Below are 16,086 nucleotides of genomic sequence, written 5' to 3'. Positions count from 1 at the left end.
CTGCCGCGTGTCGGCCCAGCGGCGTTGAAAACAGGCCCGGCAAGCCGCTTGCGGCCAACGCGCTTCAGTGCGGCCCGCAGGGGCCAGCCTTCGGTTGTTACTTCCTTTGGGCGTTGCGCCTTGCAGGGCTCCAGCTCGCGCGATCGTGAACAGGTTCTGACGCCTGGAGGTTCGGCACATCCGGGCAGTCCATGTAGACTCCCGGGATCGAGGCGCTCGCCCGGCGCCGTGGGAAGGATTCGCTACATGCATCTGGATACCGCGAGCGGATGGTTCAATGGCATCAGGCACTGCCCTTCGCCCAATTTCAACCAGCGCCAGGCGGGGGAGATTTCCCTGCTGGTGATCCACAACATCAGCCTGCCGCCGGGTTGCTTCGGCACGGGCAAGGTGCAGGCGTTTTTCCAGAACTGCCTGCCGACGCAGGAGCACCCGTTCTATGCGACGATCATCGACCTGCGCGTTTCGGCGCACTTCCTGATCGAGCGCGACGGTGTCGTCACCCAGTTCGTCTCCTGCCTGGAGCGGGCCTGGCATGCTGGTGTGTCATGTTTCGACGGGCGGGAGGCGTGCAATGACTTTTCCATCGGTATCGAACTGGAAGGCACCGATGATGAGCCCTTCAGCGAAGCGCAATACCGGGCGCTGATCGAACTGGCGAAGACGTTGCAGCGGCATTATCCGGCCATCACGGCCGAACGGGTCTGTGGCCATAGCGACATAGCGCCAGGGCGCAAGACCGATCCGGGTCCGGCCTTCGACTGGCAGCGCCTGGAGCGGGCCGGAGTGGTCCGGCGCAACGATGATCATGGGAAAGGGAGGGCATCATGAGTTTTCTGGTGGTAATGCTGGTATTGCTGGTCGAGAAGCTGACGGGCTGGCGCGAGCACATTCAGCAGGACGGGCCCTGGCTCGGAGCCTTGCGACGTATCGAGGGCAATCCTCGCCTGGCGGCATCGCCCTGGTTGGCGCTGGCACTGCTGGTGGGGCTGCCGGGCCTGCTGCTGGGGCTGCTGTTGCTGGCCCTGGCGCCACTGGCCTATGGCTGGCTGAACCTGCCGCTGCATGTACTGGTGCTGCTCTACGCCATGGGCCGTGGCCACACCAAGCGTGAACTGGGGCCGTTCCGCGATGCCTGGCGGCGCGGCGACCAGGAAGCGGCGGCGCTGGTCGCCGAGCGCGATCTTGGCCTGAGCGGGGAAACCCCCGGGCGCTTGCTGGAGGAGGTACAGGGCTATCTGTTATGGAAAGGCTACCAGGGCTTCTTCGCGGTGATTTTCTGGTACCTCCTGCTGGGGCCGGTGGCGGCGCTGGTCTATCGCCTGCTGGCCTTGCTGGTCGAGCATTCGCAGCAGGCGAGCTGGCGCGAGCTGGCGGGTCGGGTTCGACATGCCTTCGACTGGCTGGCGGTACGGGCCTTGCTGGCGAGCTTTGCGCTGGTCGGCAATTTCGTCGAGGTCAACCGCGCCAGCCTGCATGAGGTGCTGGGCTGGGACACGCCGGCGCGCCAGCTACTGGCCGAGGTCGGTCCGAAGGCCGCCGACCTGCCCAAGGCCACTGACGAGGAAACCGGCAATGCGCGCCTGGACGCCCTGGCCGAGCTGCTGGTGCGCAGCCGGCTGCTCTGGTATGCGTTGATCGCCGCCTGGACCCTCTGGGGGTAAGGGCAGCGGCAAGCTGCAAGTAAGGGCGCTTACGCCTGGGGGAGTGGCGTACGCTTGCTTGCAGCCTATGCCTTGTCGCTTGCTGCTTCTCCCAGTTCCCGGGTCAGTTGGCCGGCGTCGACGGTCCGGCACTGGCTGGCGTTCTGGCCCGACCAGAGCGGTGTGAAGTCGTCCAGGCCCAGGCTTTCGGCGCGTGCGCGCAGGGGCGTGATGGCATTGCTGGCCAGTGGGAAGGCCGGCGTGTCGGGCAGCGGGCCGATTTCGCGGATAAGCCGGTTGACGATACCGCGCGCGGGGCGGCCGCTGAAGGCGCAGGTCACCACCGTATGCCGTGCCCGTGGGTCTTGCAGGGCCTTGCGGTGCAGCTCGCTGGCCAGGCTCTGTGGCGTGGCGAGGTAGGCGGTGCCGACCTGCACGGCTGCCGCGCCGAGTACCCGGGCAGCCCTGGCCGTGCGGGCATCGACGATACCGCCCGCGGCGATCACCGGCAGCTCCAGCGCGTCGGCCAACTGTGGCAGCAGGGCGAAGGTACCGAGTTGCGTGGACAGGTCGCTCTCCAGGAACATGCCACGGTGCCCGCCGGCTTCCAGGCCCTGGGCGATCACCGCATCCACACCGCGTTCCTGCAGCCACAGGCCCTCGGCCAGGGTGGTGGCGCTGGCGATGATCTTCGCGCCACTGCGGCGCACCCGCTCCAGCAGCTCTTGCGCGGGTAGGCCGAAGTGGAAGCTGACCACTGCGGGCCGGTGTTTTTCGATGATCTGCGCCATCGCCGCATCGAACGGCTGGCGGCTTGGGCCACGGGCGATCTGCGCCGGATCGACCTGCAACTCCCGGTAGAAGCCTGCCAGGCGCTCGCGCCAGCGCTGTTCGCGCGCATCGTCGATTGGCGGGGGTTGATGACAGAAGAAGTTGACGTTGCAGGGCCGCTCCGTCAGTGCCCTGTAGGCGCTCAATTGCTCGTCGAGCCGGGCCGCGTCGAGCATCCCGGCGGGAATCGCACCCAGCCCCCCGGCCTGGCTGACGGCCACGGCCAGCCGGTGGTCCTGTGCCCCGGCCATGGGGGCCTGGAGTATCGGGTAAGGGATATCGAAGAGATGCTCGAGCGTCATAGCTGTGCTCCTGTCGGAAGGTGTCGGGGAATCGACCATGTCCAGAACCATGCCCAGAGCAGCGCCGCGACACCGAGCGTGAAACTCTGCGTCAGGCTGCCGCCATGGGCGATCCACAGTCCGGCCAGCCAGGGGCCGGCCAGTTGGGTGCCGCCATAGAGCGCGATCAGCGCAGCGGAGAGGCGTGCTCCCTGGTGAGGTTGCAGTGTGCGCCCCAGGCGTTGGGTCAGCAGGACGCTGCCGATGAACGTGCCGCCAACCAGTACGGCGCAGAGCGTGATACCGACAGTGCCCGGCCAGAGCAGCGGCGCGGCGCTGCCGACGGCCTGGAGAATATAACTGGCGACCAACGCCCGGCGGTCGCCATAGCGTGCGCCCAGGGCATTCCACAGTGGTATCGAGAACAGGCAGGCAAGGGCGGCCCATTGCCAGGCGCCGGTGATCAGGCGGTGCCCTTCGGGCAGTTGCTGTTGCGCCAGGGTCGGCAGAAAGGTCATCGGCAGGATGTAGCCCAGGCCCGCCCCGGCGTAGGCCAGGAACAGCCGGCTGCTGGTGGCGTCGAACAGCCGGCCATGGGCCGCCTGCGGCGGTGCGGCCTCGGCTTCGCGCAGGTGCAGGCGCCGCAGCAGGAGCACACTCAGTACGCTCAGTGGCAGCGCCACCAGCGCCATGGGCCACCAGCGCTGTGCGCCATGCAGCCGCTGGGCCGGAGCGTCCGCCAGCCAGCCGGTCAGCAGCAGCCCCGCGGCGAAGCCCAGGTAGACCAGGCCACTGAGGTGCGCCTGCTTGCGCTGGGCCAGCCATTCGAGGACCAGGGCTGGCGCCAGGACGAATACCAGGCCGTTGCTGATGCCGTTGAGCAGGCGCAGTAGCAGCAGGAAGTCGTAATCGTTGGCGAAGCCCTGGGCGATGGTCACCAGGGTATTGGCCAGCAGGCTGAGCGGCACCGCCAGGCGTAGCCGCGCCGGTGTGTAGAGCGCCACCGCCGCGAGGGCACCGAGCAGATAGCCGATATAGTTCCAGGTCGCCAGGCGTGCGCCCTGTTGCAGGTCGAACAACCCATCGGCGAGAAAGTAGGGCAACAGCGGTGTGTAGGCGAAGCGTCCGATGGCATGGGCCGCCACCAGCGCGGTGGTGCCGCCGAGCAGAGCCAGCAGGATCGAGCGTGAAATCATGGGGATCACTCTTCTTGTTGTTGTCTGCCGGCAGACTACTGCTTGCCAGTCATGGACTGCGAGTGAAAAATACTGACTAGCCCTTTCACTTTCAGTGAGGTTTTCGATGTCTGCCTGGGAACGCCTGAACCCGCAGTTGCTGCGGCATTTCCTGGCGGTCAGTCGTTGTGGATCGTTGACAGCGGCAGCCGACCAGTTGCATTGCGTCCCCTCGAATGTCTCGGCGCGCCTGCGCCAGTTGGAGGGGCAACTGGGTGTGAGGTTGTTCCAGCGCCAGGCCCAGCGCCTGCACCTGACGCCAGCCGGCGAGCGGCTGTTGCCCTATGCCGAGCAACTCGACCGACTGTGCCAGCAGGCCTGGCACAGTGTGCAGGATGACCTGTGGTCGGGCACCCTGCGTCTCGGGGCGATGGAAACCTGTGCCGCGGTGCGCCTGCCAGAGGTGCTGGCGACTTTCCATCGCGATGCCCCGCGTGTGCAATTGCAACTGAAGACCGGCACCAGTGGCGATATGCTCGCGGAAGTGCTGGCCGGGCGGCTGGATGCCGCGCTGATCGGCGGGCCGTACCAGCACCCGGCATTGCGCACCGAAGCCATCTGGCCGGAGCGGCTGGCGCTGGTGCTGGCGGTTGGAGCCCGGGTGGAGCAGGTACTGGAGTACCCGGTCACGCTGATCGGTTTTCCGGGCGGCTGCCACTACCAGCAACGCCTGGAGCGTTGGAGCGAAGAACGAGGGCTGCGGGTGACTGCGCGCCAGAGCTATGGGTCGCTGGATGCGATCTTCGCCAGCATCGCCGCCGGCATGGGCATCGGAATGCTGCCACTGTTCCTGCGCCAGAGTCATCCACGTGGGCCGCTGGTGGCGTGGCAGGAGTTGCCGGCCGAGTTGGCCGACGCGCCGACCCTGCTGGTACGCCGCCAGGACGCCGTGCAGCATCCGGCGCTGGAGCACCTGCTCGAACTGCTGCGTGCCCGGCGCTACGCGAACGGCTGACAGGTCGTTGAAAAACGCAAGCGAGGCAGCCAGCGCAAGGCCAAACCAGGTGAAAAGCGGAGTTTACAACTGTAAATGAGCATTTTTAGCCTGGTCTTAACGCGGCGATGGCAACGCAGGTAGTTTTTCGACGACCTGCTAAACTTCGCGACCTCCGAGGAGCCCTGTACCAATGAATTATCGCCACGCCTTCCATGCCGGCAACCATGCCGACGTGTTCAAGCACCTGGTCCTGACCCGCCTGTTCGCCATGCTGGCGCGCAAGGATGCGCCCTATGCCTACCTCGACAGCCACGCCGGGATCGGCCTGTACGACCTGGCCGGCGACCAGGCCAGCCGCACCGGGGAATGGTCGCAGGGCATCGGCAGGCTGTGGCAGGCCGAGGGCATGCCGGCGGTGTTCGCGGATTACCTGGGCGTGATACGCCAGCTCAATGCCGATGGAGCGTTGCGCTACTACCCCGGCTCGCCCGAGCTGGCGCGGCAACTGAGCCGCCCGCAGGATCGCCTGCACCTGAATGAAAAGCACCCCGAGGACGGGCAACTGCTCAAGGACAACATGGCCGGCGACCGGCGTGTCGCCGTGCACCGGGGGGAGGGCTGGCATGTGCCGCGTGCCTTGTTGCCGACCCGGGAGAAGCGTGTGCTCATGTTGATCGACCCGCCCTTCGAGCAGGCCGATGAGTTGAGCCGTTGTGTCACGGCGCTACAGGAGGCCATCGGTCGCATGCGCCAGGCCATCGTCGTGATCTGGTACCCGATCAAGGATGAACGCCAGCTCAAGCGCTTCTATCAGGATCTTGCCCGCAGCGGCGCGCCCAAATTGCTGCGCGCCGAGCTGTATGTGCACCCGACTGATGATGCCTCGCGCCTGAGCGGCTCTGGCCTGGCCATCAGCAACCCGCCCTGGGGGCTGGAGGACACCCTGCGCGAGGTGCTGCCCTGGCTGGCCGAGCACCTGGCCCAGAGCCAGGGCGGCTGGCGCCTGGACTGGTTGATCGGGGAGGGCTGAAACAGCAGTTGCAAGCTACGAGCGGCAAGTCGATATTCATTGCCTTGCGGTTGTTCGCAGGGGCGAGAAACCGTCTTGAAGCTTGCCGCTGCTTCTACACCCTGAACTGGTTGATCAGCCGCCGCTGCTGCTCGGCCAGTTGTGTCAGCTCGCGGCTGGCCTGGCTGGCTTCGTCGGCACCGCCAGCGACTTCAGCCGCGACCTGGCCGATGGTGGTGACATTGCGGTTGATGTCCTCGGCCACCGCGCTCTGCTCCTCCGCCGCGCTGGCGATCTGTGTATTCATGTCGTTGATCACGGAAACCGCCTGGGTGATCGCCTCCAGCACCTGGGCCGCGTCGGTGGCCTGGCGGACACTGTCATTGGTGCGCTCCTGGCTCTGCTCCATGACCTGTACCACGTCGCGCGTACCGCTCTGCAACTGCTCGATCATCGACTGGATTTCCGAGGTCGCCTGCTGGGTCTTCTGTGCCAGGTTGCGCACCTCGTCGGCCACCACGGCGAAGCCTCGGCCTTGCTCCCCGGCGCGGGCCGCCTCGATGGCGGCATTGAGCGCCAGCAGGTTGGTCTGTTCGGCGATGGCGCGGATGGAGGTGAGGATGGCGTTGATATTCTCGCTGTCGCGCGCCAGCGCCTGCACCACGCCGACCGCCCGGCTTATCTCGCTGGCCAGCGCGCTGATGGAATTCGAAGTGCTCTGCACCACACGTTTGCCGTCGTTAGCCGAGGCGTCGGCATGATTGGCGGCTTCGGCGGCGTGCGCGGCATTACGTGCGACATCCTGGGCGGTGGCGCTCATTTCCTGCACGGCGGTGGCGACCTGGTCGATCTCGGCCATCTGCTTCTGTACGCCCTGGTTGGTGCGGATGGCAATGTGCGCAGTGTGTTCGGAGGAATCGCTGACCTGCTGCACGGAGCCGACCACGTTGCGGATCATCGCCTGCAGTTTGTCGAGGAAGGTATTGAAGCCCTTGGCGATCTGCCCCAGCTCGTCCGGGCGGTCGACCTGCAGGCGCTTGGTCAGGTCGCCGTCGCCCTGGGCGATATCGTCGAGCATCGTGACCATCTGCCGCAGCGGGCGGGCGATGCCATAACCGACGAACCAGACGACCAGCAGGCCGGCGCCGGCGATCAGCAGGCCGATCAGGGTCATGCTGGCGATATCGGTTTCATGCTGGCTGCGCAGGGCTTCCTGCAACGCATGCAGTTCGGCATAGACGGCGCTTTCCGGCAACTGCAGCACCAGCGTCCAGCGGGTCTGGGTTTCGCCGATGGTGAAGGGTAGCAGCAGTTGCAGCAGGCCGGACTCCGCGTCGCTGGAGAAGTGTGGCTGGCCGCTCTGCAGGCGGCTCAGGTCGCCCAGCTTCGGCAGTACCTGGGCGCTGGGTTCGCCGAGCTTGGCGGCATCCGCCGTATAGGCGACCAGGCGTCCGTTGCTGGAAATCAGCGCCATCTCGCCCGCGCCTTCGTAGAGTTGCCGGTTGGATTGCTGCAGCAGGTCCTGGATGAAGTCGACGGCGAGGTCGGCGCCAACGATGCCGCGGAAATTGCCGTCGACCAGTATGGGCACGTTGAAGGATGACAGCATGACCATTTTCCCGCCCATTTCATAAGCGGCTGGGTCGACGATACAGGTCTTGCGGGTTTCCCGTGGGCACAGGTAGTACTCGCCCGCCCGCACCCCGGTGGGCAGCAGTTCCTGGTTCTCCATGTCCGAGCCGAGAGCCTCCACCATTGGCTTGCCATTCTCATCCCGGTACCACCAGGGCATGAAGCGGCCCGTCTCGTCGTAGCCGTTGGCGGTCAGCCCCGCATATGCGGCATCGTTATTGTCGAAGGCGTTGGGTTCCCAGCCGATATAGGCGTCGATCAGCTTGGGGTTCTGCACCAGAACATTGCGCAACATGGCCGCCAGGTCATCGCGACCGCTGTTTATGGCCGGGTTGCCGTACCTGTCCTCTTCCCCCATCAGGCTGTTGATATGCGCCAGGTTCTGCGCGATAGCCAGCGGAAATTCGAGCTCGCGCTGGATCTCGCTCACTTCGCGCTGGGCCAGGGTGACCAGGCGTTGCTCCAGCGTCTGCTCGAGCAATGAGCGTGTGCTGTTCTGGACTGCGGTCTGGGTGCGTGAGCCCGAAAATAGTGCATAGAGCACCAATGCTATGACGACTGCCAAGACACTGGCGCCAGCTAGAGCCGCAACCGAAAACTGAATGGACTTGAAGCGCATGGGAGCTCCGGATTTCAAGATATGTCGGTTTATCGACCGGCACGGGTTAAAGCATTAGAGCCGTTGACGTTTCTTTACGGTCACATCGCAGCATGGATTCGTCTTGGTATACCAGACCAGGCCGAATGGCTCTACGCCAGCATTAACCATGCCGTGTAACTCGGCGTCCAATCTTACCCGCGGATAACGACATGGCACGATCGCCCTGGCAATCTTTCCGAATGCTGGTTTCAATGCGCAGGCTTCTGTTAGGGTCCGTTGCGTTGCATTTGCAACGCCGGATTCGCCAGGGACTGGCTGCCATCGGAGCATGTCCCTGCCTGGAGTCGGTTCACGATCACATATGAGGCCATGCCATGCGCGATATCTTCTTCTTCGACACGATGATCACCCCGAAGATCATCACCTTCATCTACTGGCTCGGCCTGCTGAGCGTGCTGCTGGGCGGTCTGGGCGCGATGTTCAGCGACAGCTTCTTCACCGGCCTGGGCGTGCTGGTATTCGGTGCGATCGGGATGCGCATCTGGTGCGAATTGCTGATCGTACTGTTCAAGATCAACGAGAACCTGCAGAAGGTCGCCAACCGCGAGTGATCGCCGGGTGGCACCCGGGTTGGTGGCCACCAGTCACCCTGCTATGCTCGCCGCCATGACTACTCGACTCCCCCTGAGCCTGATCGTGGCGGTCGCCGACAACGGCGTGATCGGCCGCGACAACCGCATGCCCTGGCACCTGCCGGCGGAACTGCAATACTTCAAGCGCGTGACCCTCGGCAAACCCGTGCTGATGGGCCGCAAGACCTGGGATTCGCTCGGTCGCCCGCTACCGGGCCGCCTCAACCTGGTGATCAGCCGCCAGCCCGGCCTGAGCCTGCCGGGTGCCGAATGTTTCGGCAGCCTGGATGCGGCACTGCAGCGTGCCGACGCCTGGGCCCTGGAGCAGGGCGCCAGCGAACTGATGGTGATCGGTGGCGCGCAACTGTTCGCCGATGCCCTGCCGCGCGCCAAACGCCTGTATCTCACCCGTGTGGCCCTGGAGCCCGAGGGCGATGTGTTCCTGCCCGAGTGGCACGACGACCACTGGCGGCTGCTGTCGCGCAAGCAACATCCCGCCGAGGAAGGCCGCCCGGCCTATGCCTGCGAGGTGTGGGAGCGCGGCTGAATATGGCCATGCGCTCCTGAGCGGAGAAGCCGGTGCGCAGGGCGCACCCTTGTATCTACGAGTCTTTCGCCTGGGGCAGGAACCAGTTCAGCAGCAACGCACAGATGCCGCCGGTGGCGACCCCGGACTCGAGCACGTCGCGCAATGCCCCTGGCATATGTTCGAGGAACTCCGGCACCTGGGTGACGCCCAGCCCCAGCGCCAGCGACACTGCGATGATCAGCAGGGCGCGACGATCCAGCTCGATGCCGGCGAGGATATTGATACCCGCCGCCGCCACCGCGCCGAACATCACCATCGCCGCGCCACCGAGTACCGGCTCCGGCACCGCCTGGATCACCCCGGCAACAGCCGGGAACAGGCCCAGTACGACCAGTATGGCGGCGATCCACAGGCCGATATGGCGGCTGGCGACGCCGGTCAACTGGATGACGCCATTGTTCTGCGCGAACACCGAGCTGGGGAAGGTGTTGAACACCCCGGCCAGCAACGAATTCACACCATTGACCAGCACCCCGCCCTTGATGCGCCGCATCCACAGCGGGCCTTCCACCGGCTGGCGGGAAATCTTGCTGGTGGCGGTGATATCGCCGATCGCTTCCAGCGAAGTCACCAGGTAGATCACCAGCATCGGAATGAACAGCGCCCAGGAGAAGCCCAGGCCGAAATGCAGTGGTGTCGGCACCTGAAACAATGGTGCTTGGTGCATGCCGGCGAAATCCAGCCGCCCCATCCAGGCCGCCAGCCCGTAGCCGACGCCCAAGGCGATGACGATGGCGCAACTGCGCACCCACACCAGCGGGATACGGTTGAGCAGGATGATCAGCCCCAGCACAGTGCCCGACAGCAGCAGGTTCTCGCCGTTGGCGAAAGTGCCCTGGGCCATGGCGCCGTAGCCGCCGCCCATGCTGACAAGGCCGACCTTGATCAGCGTCAGGCCGATCATCAGCACCACGATACCGGTCACCAGCGGCGTGATCAGGCGCTTGACGAAGGGCAGCACCCGGGACACGCCGATCTCGATGAAGGAACCCGCGATCACCACGCCGAAGATCGCCGCCATCACCGCTTCCACCGGCGTGCCCTGGCTGACCATCAGCGTCCCACCGGCGATCAGTGGCCCGACGAAATTGAAACTGGTGCCCTGCACGATCAACAGCCCCGCACCCAGCGGGCCGAAGCGCCGGCACTGCACATAGGTGGCGATGCCGGACACCACCAGCGACATCGACACGATCATATTGGTATCGCGGGTGGAAACCCCGAGCGCCTGGCAGATCAACAGGCCCGGCGTGACGATGGGGACGATGATCGCCAGCAGATGCTGCAGTGCGGCCAGCAGGGCGAGCCACGGCCTGGGCCGGTCTTCCAGGCCGTAGACCAGTTCGTCGGGCCGGGTCTCGGCAGTGCTTGGCGGCTTCATCGGCAGGCTCCGGGAAAAAGAGCGCAATTCTACGGAGGCCCAGCGGCCACCGCGAGTGTTAGGCTGCCGGAAACTCACAGGAAGGGTTCCGGAAATGATATCGCTACCCCGTTCGCTGCTGTTGTCCCCCATCCTCCTGCTCTGCACGGCCATACAGGCCGCACCGCAGAGCTGTGCCGACAAGGAGCGCGCGATCCTCGGCCAGCTAGAGGAAGCCAGGGCGCACGGCAACGAGGGCCGCACCCACGGCCTGGAAAAGGCCCTGCGCGCCGTGCGCGAGCACTGTACCGAAGAAGGCCTGCGGCAAGAGCGCCAGGCCGACTACGAGGCGGCGCAGGCCGAAGTCCAGGAACGCCAGGCCGACCTGCGTGAAGCCCAGCAGGGCGGCGACCCCGGCAAGATCGAGAAAAGGACTCGCAAGCTGGAAGAGGCTGTCCGGGAGCTGGAGGCACTGGAGCGGCAATAAGGCCCGCCGTGGCCGGTATAGCCATCATCAGTTTCTTTGCCGGCTACATGGCAGTGAAGGGTACGTCCACTGGGGTTGGGGTGATGGGTGATTTCTGAGCTGCCTACACGGCAGTGAAGTGAGAATCACCAGTTGCGCCACCCAGGTGACATTTCTGAGCTGCCTACACGGCAGTGAAGCGGAGCTGGGTGGGGGTGACAGTCAGGGTGCTTTTCTGAGCTGCCTACACGGCAGTGAAGACTGGTCTATGACGACAAGGAGCGGCGTGTGTTTTCTGAGCTGCCTACACGGCAGTGAAGGAAGCACTCAATGGCTTCTTCGTCTTCAAATATTTCTGAGCTGCCTACACGGCAGTGAAGAAGATCAAACCAATCCTCAAGTCAGGCCCGCATTTCTGAGCTGCCTACACGGCAGTGAAGTTACCACGCGCTGCGAGGCACCAGCAGGCGTATTTCTGAGCTGCCTACACGGCAGTGAAGAGATGACGAGAACGCCCCGGCCGACGTCCTCTTTTCTGAGCTGCCTACACGGCAGTGAAGATGGCAACTGACGTGCTGTTCTCCGGGCGGATTTTCTGAGCTGCCTACACGGCAGTGAAGAAGATATCGCGACATTGGTTTTCGGCCATACTTTTCTGAGCTGCCTACACGGCAGTGAAGCGCCGCGCTCGAACTGCCACAGCCCTCGGGCGTTTCTGAGCTGCCTACACGGCAGTGAAGTAGCCAGTTTCCTCAATAACTATCCGTTTCCAAAGAGAAAAAGCCATTTTCCACAGGCTTTACCCTTTTTCTGAAGCCGCTTGTAACTGCTTGATTTTACAAGGGCTCCAGCGTTGCCTGAAAAAAGGGTCAGAACCAGGGGATGGTGCTGGTGGCGCTTAGGCCGTAACTGCCGAAGGGGCCGGGGGTTGGGATGTCGATTAACGGGCCATGGCGGATAAACAGTCGAAAGGGTTGCCCGTTGCCATTGCTGCGAAGGATCACGAAGGGTAGGTCGCAGCGTTTGGCGGCGCTGTCCGGGATGCGCTGGCGGGCTTCTTCCTCGCTGATGTCGTGACGCTTGGCAAGGCGTCGGCGGGCGCGCTCCGGGTTGCTGTCCACCTGCACACGGCTGACGTGGCGATAACGCACCCCTGCCGGCACCGGGGCCAACTCGCCCAGGCGCACGTGGTCGCGCATGCCCGTGAGCCAGTTCAGCGCCAGCAGGCGATCCAGCGCCTCGGCCGTGCCGTGCAGGCGCAGGTGGTCGCCCAGCCCGTGGCGAGCCTGCTCGAACGCCGGAAAGCTCAGGCCGACATCATTGCGGCGCAGGTCATGCAGGCCACGGTGCAACTTGGCGAACAGCGCGTTCATCAACTGCGCCTGGGGGAACTCGGGATCGGGCAGCAGTTTCAGGTCGATGTAGTGATTCATGGCTCAGCCCTTGTCGGAATCGCCGAATACGCCGCCACGGATCAGAGTGGCGATGACGAAGTGTTGCTGGTCGAGTTCGGGAGCCTTGTCCTTCAGCACCCAGGTATCCAGCAGGGAGTAGAAGTCCAGCTTCTGCTTGGGTTGGCGGTAGGCCTTGCCTTGGGTGGTGACCGAGCCGTAGGGCTCCACCGCGATCGGGCCGTTGATGGAGGCTTCCGGATACCAGGTGTCGATGCTGCGCAGGGCGTTGCCGATCTTTTGCGAGTGGATGCCGGCGATGCCATCCACCTGATAGAGGGTCTTGCTCTTGTCGCCTCGGCCGCGGTCGAGGATCAGTTCCTGGGAGGGGAAGACTTCCTGGCCGTTGCCCAGGCGCACGAATGCACTGATGCGCAGCAGGACATGGCGTTCACCGGCCAGGCCGGAGGCGATCAGGGCGTTCAGTTGCTCCAGGGCGGTGGCCGCCGCTGCGCCGCTCGGTGCCTGGAAGTCGCGCAGCGACAGGTCGAAGGCGTCGAAGCGCCATTCCTTCTGGGCCTTGCCATCGGCCAGGTGGGCGATGCGTACCTCGATCTGCTCGGCGCCGATACGGTTGCGCCACAGGAAACGGCCGCTGGCCAGGTTGTGGGCATAGCGCCGGGCCAGCTCGCCGAAGCCGTTGGCCGCCACGTAGCCCTGCACCGTGGCGAGCAGTTTCTGCCGGTAGTCGGCGTCGTTGCAGGCCGAGGGCTGACCGGTGCCGGCCAGTACGCGCAGGGTGAAGCCGACACTGAGGGTATCGGCGTCGGCTGGCAGGGCGGCGACGTCTACGGTCTGCAGGTTGGGGTTCTCGATGGCGGCGTCCAGCTTGGCCGGATCCTGGTCCTTGGTTTTCAGGCGATTGGAGATGGTGCCGCGCACGGACTTCTCGCGAACGACGACGGGGCTCCAGTCGCTGGCGCTGTCACGCTGGTTCCAGTCGCCAGCGAAGAACAGCGCGTCGGAAGGATCGAGCTTGCGCTCGAAGGCGAGGACGGAGGCGGTCTTGAGGTCTTTGGACATGATGAAATTCCTTGTAGTGATCAGTCGAAGTCGAATTCATGCACCGGCGTCGGCCGGTAGTCGTTGCGGCAGCGGTACAGGCCGTCATCGGGCTGGCTGTCGGTATACCAGAGCAGTTGTCGCGCACTGTGCAGACGGTGCGGGCTGAGCCATTGGGCGATGCCATAGAGGCTCTCGACGAAACGGAAGGGGGTCTGGCTATCGCGGGCATTGATCACGCTGCCGGGGTCCTGCAGGGCGCCCAGAGCGCCGTAGCCCAGCGGGATGGGCACGATCCAGCCGAGGTCCTGGCGGTCGTGCTGCCATTCGCCCTGGCCGTTCTCCTTTGCGGCCTGCCAATGCCAGTTGATCCGCGCCAGGGACAGCCAGGCATCCAGCCGGGTGGCCTCGGCTTGCGTGGCCAGCAGTGCCTGATGGCGCTGTTCGAGCAGGTCCGGCCGTTCCACCAGGGCAAAGCCCGGTAGCAGGCGCAGCTTGAGCCGGTCGAACAGCCTTTGCTGGCCCTCGGCATCGCCGGTCAGGCTCACCACATAGGGGCGTTGCCTACTGCGCGGGGCCGAGGACTCGACCAGGCTGCCGCCGGCAATGCGCATCTGCCCGAGCTGCTCGCGCACCCGCGCGGCGATGCCTGGGGCGCTCTGTTCGTCCTGTAGCGCCTGGCTGCGCACGGCGAAGACCAGGCTGATGTCCAGATGGATACGCCCTTCTTCGACGATGGCCGCCGTGCCGCCGGTCTTGTCCACGGGATTGCGGGTCAGGCGGAAGGCGTTGACGAAGCCGCCGTCGGTGATCTGTTCCTGGTGCTGATGGGCGATCACGCCAACGGCATTGAATTGCAGGTCCAGTCCGCTCGCCCCGGTCTTGCGTTCCAGCGCCCACATCAGGCCGAGAAAGGCGGTGATCGAGGGGAAGCCGTGGGTCAGCGGGCTGGAGATGGCGTTGGCGTTCTGTACCCGCAAACGCGGCAGCACCAGCAGGTGTTCGAAGTGCGGGCACTCAGCCATGCGTCACCTCCACACCCGTGGGCCGTGCGCGGCGCTGCATGGGCGCGGGCCACTCGGCGTCGATCAGCGCCTGGCGCGCCCAGTGCGCGTGCTCGGCATCGCCCACCGGCAACTTGTGTTGCAGCAGGATGGCGTTGAGCCAGTTGCCGAAGCGGTGGGCCACTTCGTCCGGCCAGTCCTTCCACTCGAAGGCGGCGATGAAATCTTCGTCCTCTTGCCGAACACCTTCTTCCTCCCGCAGTGGCAAGTCCGTGCGCTCAGGGTCGAGCCAGATTCTTTCGCACAGTGGCAGGCGGCAGTCCGCATCGCGGCTCCAGCCCGCTTGGAACAATTGCCGGCTGGCCAGGCCGAAGGCGGCCAGCGATTGGCCCAGGGCACGTTCGATACGTTCGCGCTTGGTGCGGGTATCAAAGGTCGGCTCGGGGTTGCTGGTCAGCAGGGCCAGCAAGGTTTCCAGCAGTTCGTTGACGCCTTCGTAGCGACGAAAGCGTTCCAGAGCCGAGTCGATGAACAGGAACTGCCGGGGGCGATCCTGGTTCCACCGTGGTGGCAGCGAAGCCAGCAGGTAGTTGAGTCCGCCGCGCTCGCTGTTCAACTGGCTGATGTTTTGCGGCTTGGTGCCGCCGAGCTTGCGCACCACCAGGTTGCGGTAGTCGCGGTAGGCACCTTCGTTGGGCTTCTTGTCGCGCCTGGCCTGGCGGACTTCCTTGCTGGCCTCGCCGAAGCGGGCGTCGTTGATCTCCTGGTGCACGGCATGGGCCAGGCTGCTGGAGAACAGCGGTTGCAGCAGGTGGTAGCCGCTGTCGTCGGCCGGCTCGCCGGAAACGCTCCAGTAGACCTGCTTGGCCAGGCCATGGGAGGCCAGGGTATCGGCGGCGCGGGTCAGCCCCTTGAAGGCAGCGGCCCATTGGCTGGCGGTGCCCGGGTCTTCGTGCAGGGCGGCGAGCAGGTCGCCGTCGTCGGCCTCCAGCCAGTCGAGCAGGCGTCGGCCCTCGACCTCCAGCTTGAGAAACTTGTAGACATCCAGGGCGGCGGCGTTGCCGACGATATCGGTTTCGTAATGCTTGCCCAGCAGGTGACTGCCGATTTCACTGCGCGATGGCAATGCCCGCGGGTCGATATACAGGCTGCTGCCGCGGGCATCGGGATGGGTGGCCTTGAGCACATGGGTGACCGCCTGGATCTGCGCGACCCGTCGCGCGGCATCCGCCAGCCAGGTGGCGTAGTCGTACTTGCCCGCAGTCAGGGTGGCGGCTTCTGCGTCCAGGCCCTTGAGCTTGGTATCGCGCCGTTCATTGATAAAGGTGGCGATGGTTTGGCGGAAGCGCTGTGTTCGTTCTTCAGCATCTGGCATGGGCGGCTCCTGTTCGTGTCATCGAGAATCCCTCTTCG

General features: G+C 64.9%; 15 protein-coding genes and 1 CRISPR repeat array. Of the genes, 7 read left to right on the top strand and 8 right to left on the bottom strand.

What is annotated here, in order from left to right:
- Positions 1-246 precede the first annotated feature (246 nt).
- Positions 247-831 carry a 1,6-anhydro-N-acetylmuramyl-L-alanine amidase AmpD gene (gene ampD / locus DNJ95_RS00825; protein WP_131182827.1) on the top strand — a complete coding sequence of 195 codons (585 nt, stop codon included), beginning with the start codon at positions 247-249 and terminating at the stop codon, positions 829-831.
- Positions 828-1,664 carry a regulatory signaling modulator protein AmpE gene (gene ampE, locus DNJ95_RS00820; RefSeq protein ID WP_131182826.1) on the top strand — a complete coding sequence of 279 codons (837 nt, stop codon included), beginning with the start codon at positions 828-830 and terminating at the stop codon, positions 1,662-1,664. Before ampD ends, ampE begins: the two co-directional genes overlap by 4 nt.
- A 65-nt stretch (positions 1,665-1,729) precedes the next feature.
- On the opposite strand, the gene DNJ95_RS00815 is transcribed toward ampE, so the two are convergent.
- Both DNJ95_RS00815 and DNJ95_RS00810 read right to left on the bottom strand, forming a co-directional pair.
- Positions 1,730-2,776: an NAD(P)H-dependent flavin oxidoreductase gene (locus DNJ95_RS00815; RefSeq protein WP_131182825.1), complete on the bottom strand. Its 1,047-nt coding sequence runs from the start codon at positions 2,774-2,776 to the stop codon at positions 1,730-1,732.
- Positions 2,773-3,951 (bottom strand): YbfB/YjiJ family MFS transporter, encoded by a 1,179-nt coding sequence (locus DNJ95_RS00810; protein WP_131182824.1) that lies wholly within the window; start codon positions 3,949-3,951, stop codon positions 2,773-2,775. The genes DNJ95_RS00815 and DNJ95_RS00810 overlap by 4 nt, the downstream gene beginning before the upstream one ends.
- A gap of 106 nt (positions 3,952-4,057) precedes the next feature.
- Here DNJ95_RS00810 and DNJ95_RS00805 point away from each other — a divergent pair, with 106 nt between their 5' ends.
- Together DNJ95_RS00805 and DNJ95_RS00800 are read left to right on the top strand one after the other, a co-directional pair.
- Positions 4,058-4,945, top strand: coding sequence for a LysR substrate-binding domain-containing protein (locus DNJ95_RS00805; RefSeq protein ID WP_131182823.1), 888 nt, complete (start codon positions 4,058-4,060; stop codon positions 4,943-4,945).
- 172 nt (positions 4,946-5,117) lie between these two features.
- Positions 5,118-5,957: a 23S rRNA (adenine(2030)-N(6))-methyltransferase RlmJ gene (locus tag DNJ95_RS00800; RefSeq protein WP_131182822.1), complete on the top strand. Its 840-nt coding sequence runs from the start codon at positions 5,118-5,120 to the stop codon at positions 5,955-5,957.
- A 94-nt stretch (positions 5,958-6,051) separates the two neighbouring features.
- Here DNJ95_RS00800 and DNJ95_RS00795 read toward each other — a convergent pair whose 3' ends face one another.
- Complete coding sequence (locus DNJ95_RS00795) at positions 6,052-8,187, bottom strand: methyl-accepting chemotaxis protein (protein WP_131182821.1); 2,136 nt, start codon at positions 8,185-8,187, stop codon at positions 6,052-6,054.
- 356 nt (positions 8,188-8,543) lie between these two features.
- Here DNJ95_RS00795 and DNJ95_RS00790 point away from each other — a divergent pair, with 356 nt between their 5' ends.
- Together DNJ95_RS00790 and DNJ95_RS00785 are read left to right on the top strand one after the other, a co-directional pair.
- On the top strand, positions 8,544-8,780 hold the full coding sequence (locus DNJ95_RS00790; protein WP_131182820.1) for a DUF4282 domain-containing protein: 237 nt from the start codon (positions 8,544-8,546) through the stop codon (positions 8,778-8,780).
- 43 nt (positions 8,781-8,823) lie between these two features.
- Positions 8,824-9,348, top strand: a complete 525-nt coding sequence (locus DNJ95_RS00785) for a dihydrofolate reductase (RefSeq protein ID WP_131182819.1) — start codon at positions 8,824-8,826, stop codon at positions 9,346-9,348.
- Between the two features lie 55 nt (positions 9,349-9,403).
- On the opposite strand, the gene DNJ95_RS00780 is transcribed toward DNJ95_RS00785, so the two are convergent.
- Entirely contained in the window at positions 9,404-10,771 is a 1,368-nt protein-coding gene (locus DNJ95_RS00780) for a nucleobase:cation symporter-2 family protein (protein ID WP_131182818.1), read from the bottom strand.
- 94 nt (positions 10,772-10,865) lie between these two features.
- On the opposite strand from DNJ95_RS00780, the gene DNJ95_RS00775 reads away from it, so the two are divergent.
- Positions 10,866-11,237 carry a DUF1090 domain-containing protein gene (locus DNJ95_RS00775; RefSeq protein ID WP_131182817.1) on the top strand — a complete coding sequence of 124 codons (372 nt, stop codon included), beginning with the start codon at positions 10,866-10,868 and terminating at the stop codon, positions 11,235-11,237.
- A gap of 31 nt (positions 11,238-11,268) precedes the next feature.
- A CRISPR array of direct repeats spans positions 11,269-11,956; the repeat unit is 28 nt; unit sequence TTTCTGAGCTGCCTACACGGCAGTGAAG.
- A gap of 129 nt (positions 11,957-12,085) precedes the next feature.
- On the opposite strand, the gene cas6f is transcribed toward DNJ95_RS00775, so the two are convergent.
- The 4 genes from cas6f to csy1 are packed head-to-tail and all read right to left on the bottom strand — an operon-like array spanning position 12,086 to position 16,048.
- A complete protein-coding gene (cas6f, locus tag DNJ95_RS00770) occupies positions 12,086-12,649 on the bottom strand; it encodes a type I-F CRISPR-associated endoribonuclease Cas6/Csy4 (RefSeq protein ID WP_131182816.1) in 564 nt (187 codons plus the stop codon).
- A 3-nt stretch (positions 12,650-12,652) separates the two neighbouring features.
- Complete coding sequence (gene csy3, locus DNJ95_RS00765) at positions 12,653-13,690, bottom strand: type I-F CRISPR-associated protein Csy3 (protein ID WP_131182815.1); 1,038 nt, start codon at positions 13,688-13,690, stop codon at positions 12,653-12,655.
- Positions 13,691-13,710: 20 nt separating this feature from the next.
- Positions 13,711-14,694 (bottom strand): type I-F CRISPR-associated protein Csy2, encoded by a 984-nt coding sequence (csy2, locus tag DNJ95_RS00760; RefSeq protein WP_131182814.1) that lies wholly within the window; start codon positions 14,692-14,694, stop codon positions 13,711-13,713.
- Complete coding sequence (csy1, locus tag DNJ95_RS00755; RefSeq protein WP_131182813.1) at positions 14,687-16,048, bottom strand: type I-F CRISPR-associated protein Csy1; 1,362 nt, start codon at positions 16,046-16,048, stop codon at positions 14,687-14,689. Before csy1 ends, csy2 begins: the two co-directional genes overlap by 8 nt.
- Positions 16,049-16,086: the final 38 nt, after the last annotated feature.

Origin of the sequence: Stutzerimonas kirkiae, from assembly GCF_004327335.1 — a bacterium.
In the GTDB taxonomy this organism is placed as follows: Bacteria; Pseudomonadota; Gammaproteobacteria; order Pseudomonadales; family Pseudomonadaceae; genus Stutzerimonas; species Stutzerimonas kirkiae.
This window is presented reverse-complemented; position numbering and strand designations above follow the sequence as displayed.

Coding starts and splice junctions, on each gene's coding strand:
- DNJ95_RS00800 (WP_131182822.1), top strand. CDS start 5,118: ATGAATTATCGCCACGCCTTCCATGCCGGCAACCATGCCGACGTGTTC.
- ampD (WP_131182827.1), top strand. CDS start 247: ATGCATCTGGATACCGCGAGCGGATGGTTCAATGGCATCAGGCACTGC.
- DNJ95_RS00795 (WP_131182821.1), bottom strand. CDS start 8,187: ATGCGCTTCAAGTCCATTCAGTTTTCGGTTGCGGCTCTAGCTGGCGCC.
- DNJ95_RS00780 (WP_131182818.1), bottom strand. CDS start 10,771: ATGAAGCCGCCAAGCACTGCCGAGACCCGGCCCGACGAACTGGTCTAC.
- DNJ95_RS00775 (WP_131182817.1), top strand. CDS start 10,866: ATGATATCGCTACCCCGTTCGCTGCTGTTGTCCCCCATCCTCCTGCTC.
- csy1 (WP_131182813.1), bottom strand. CDS start 16,048: ATGCCAGATGCTGAAGAACGAACACAGCGCTTCCGCCAAACCATCGCC.
- cas6f (WP_131182816.1), bottom strand. CDS start 12,649: ATGAATCACTACATCGACCTGAAACTGCTGCCCGATCCCGAGTTCCCC.
- DNJ95_RS00785 (WP_131182819.1), top strand. CDS start 8,824: ATGCTCGCCGCCATGACTACTCGACTCCCCCTGAGCCTGATCGTGGCG.
- DNJ95_RS00805 (WP_131182823.1), top strand. CDS start 4,058: ATGTCTGCCTGGGAACGCCTGAACCCGCAGTTGCTGCGGCATTTCCTG.
- DNJ95_RS00790 (WP_131182820.1), top strand. CDS start 8,544: ATGCGCGATATCTTCTTCTTCGACACGATGATCACCCCGAAGATCATC.
- csy2 (WP_131182814.1), bottom strand. CDS start 14,694: ATGGCTGAGTGCCCGCACTTCGAACACCTGCTGGTGCTGCCGCGTTTG.
- csy3 (WP_131182815.1), bottom strand. CDS start 13,690: ATGTCCAAAGACCTCAAGACCGCCTCCGTCCTCGCCTTCGAGCGCAAG.
- DNJ95_RS00815 (WP_131182825.1), bottom strand. CDS start 2,776: ATGACGCTCGAGCATCTCTTCGATATCCCTTACCCGATACTCCAGGCC.
- DNJ95_RS00810 (WP_131182824.1), bottom strand. CDS start 3,951: ATGATTTCACGCTCGATCCTGCTGGCTCTGCTCGGCGGCACCACCGCG.
- ampE (WP_131182826.1), top strand. CDS start 828: ATGAGTTTTCTGGTGGTAATGCTGGTATTGCTGGTCGAGAAGCTGACG.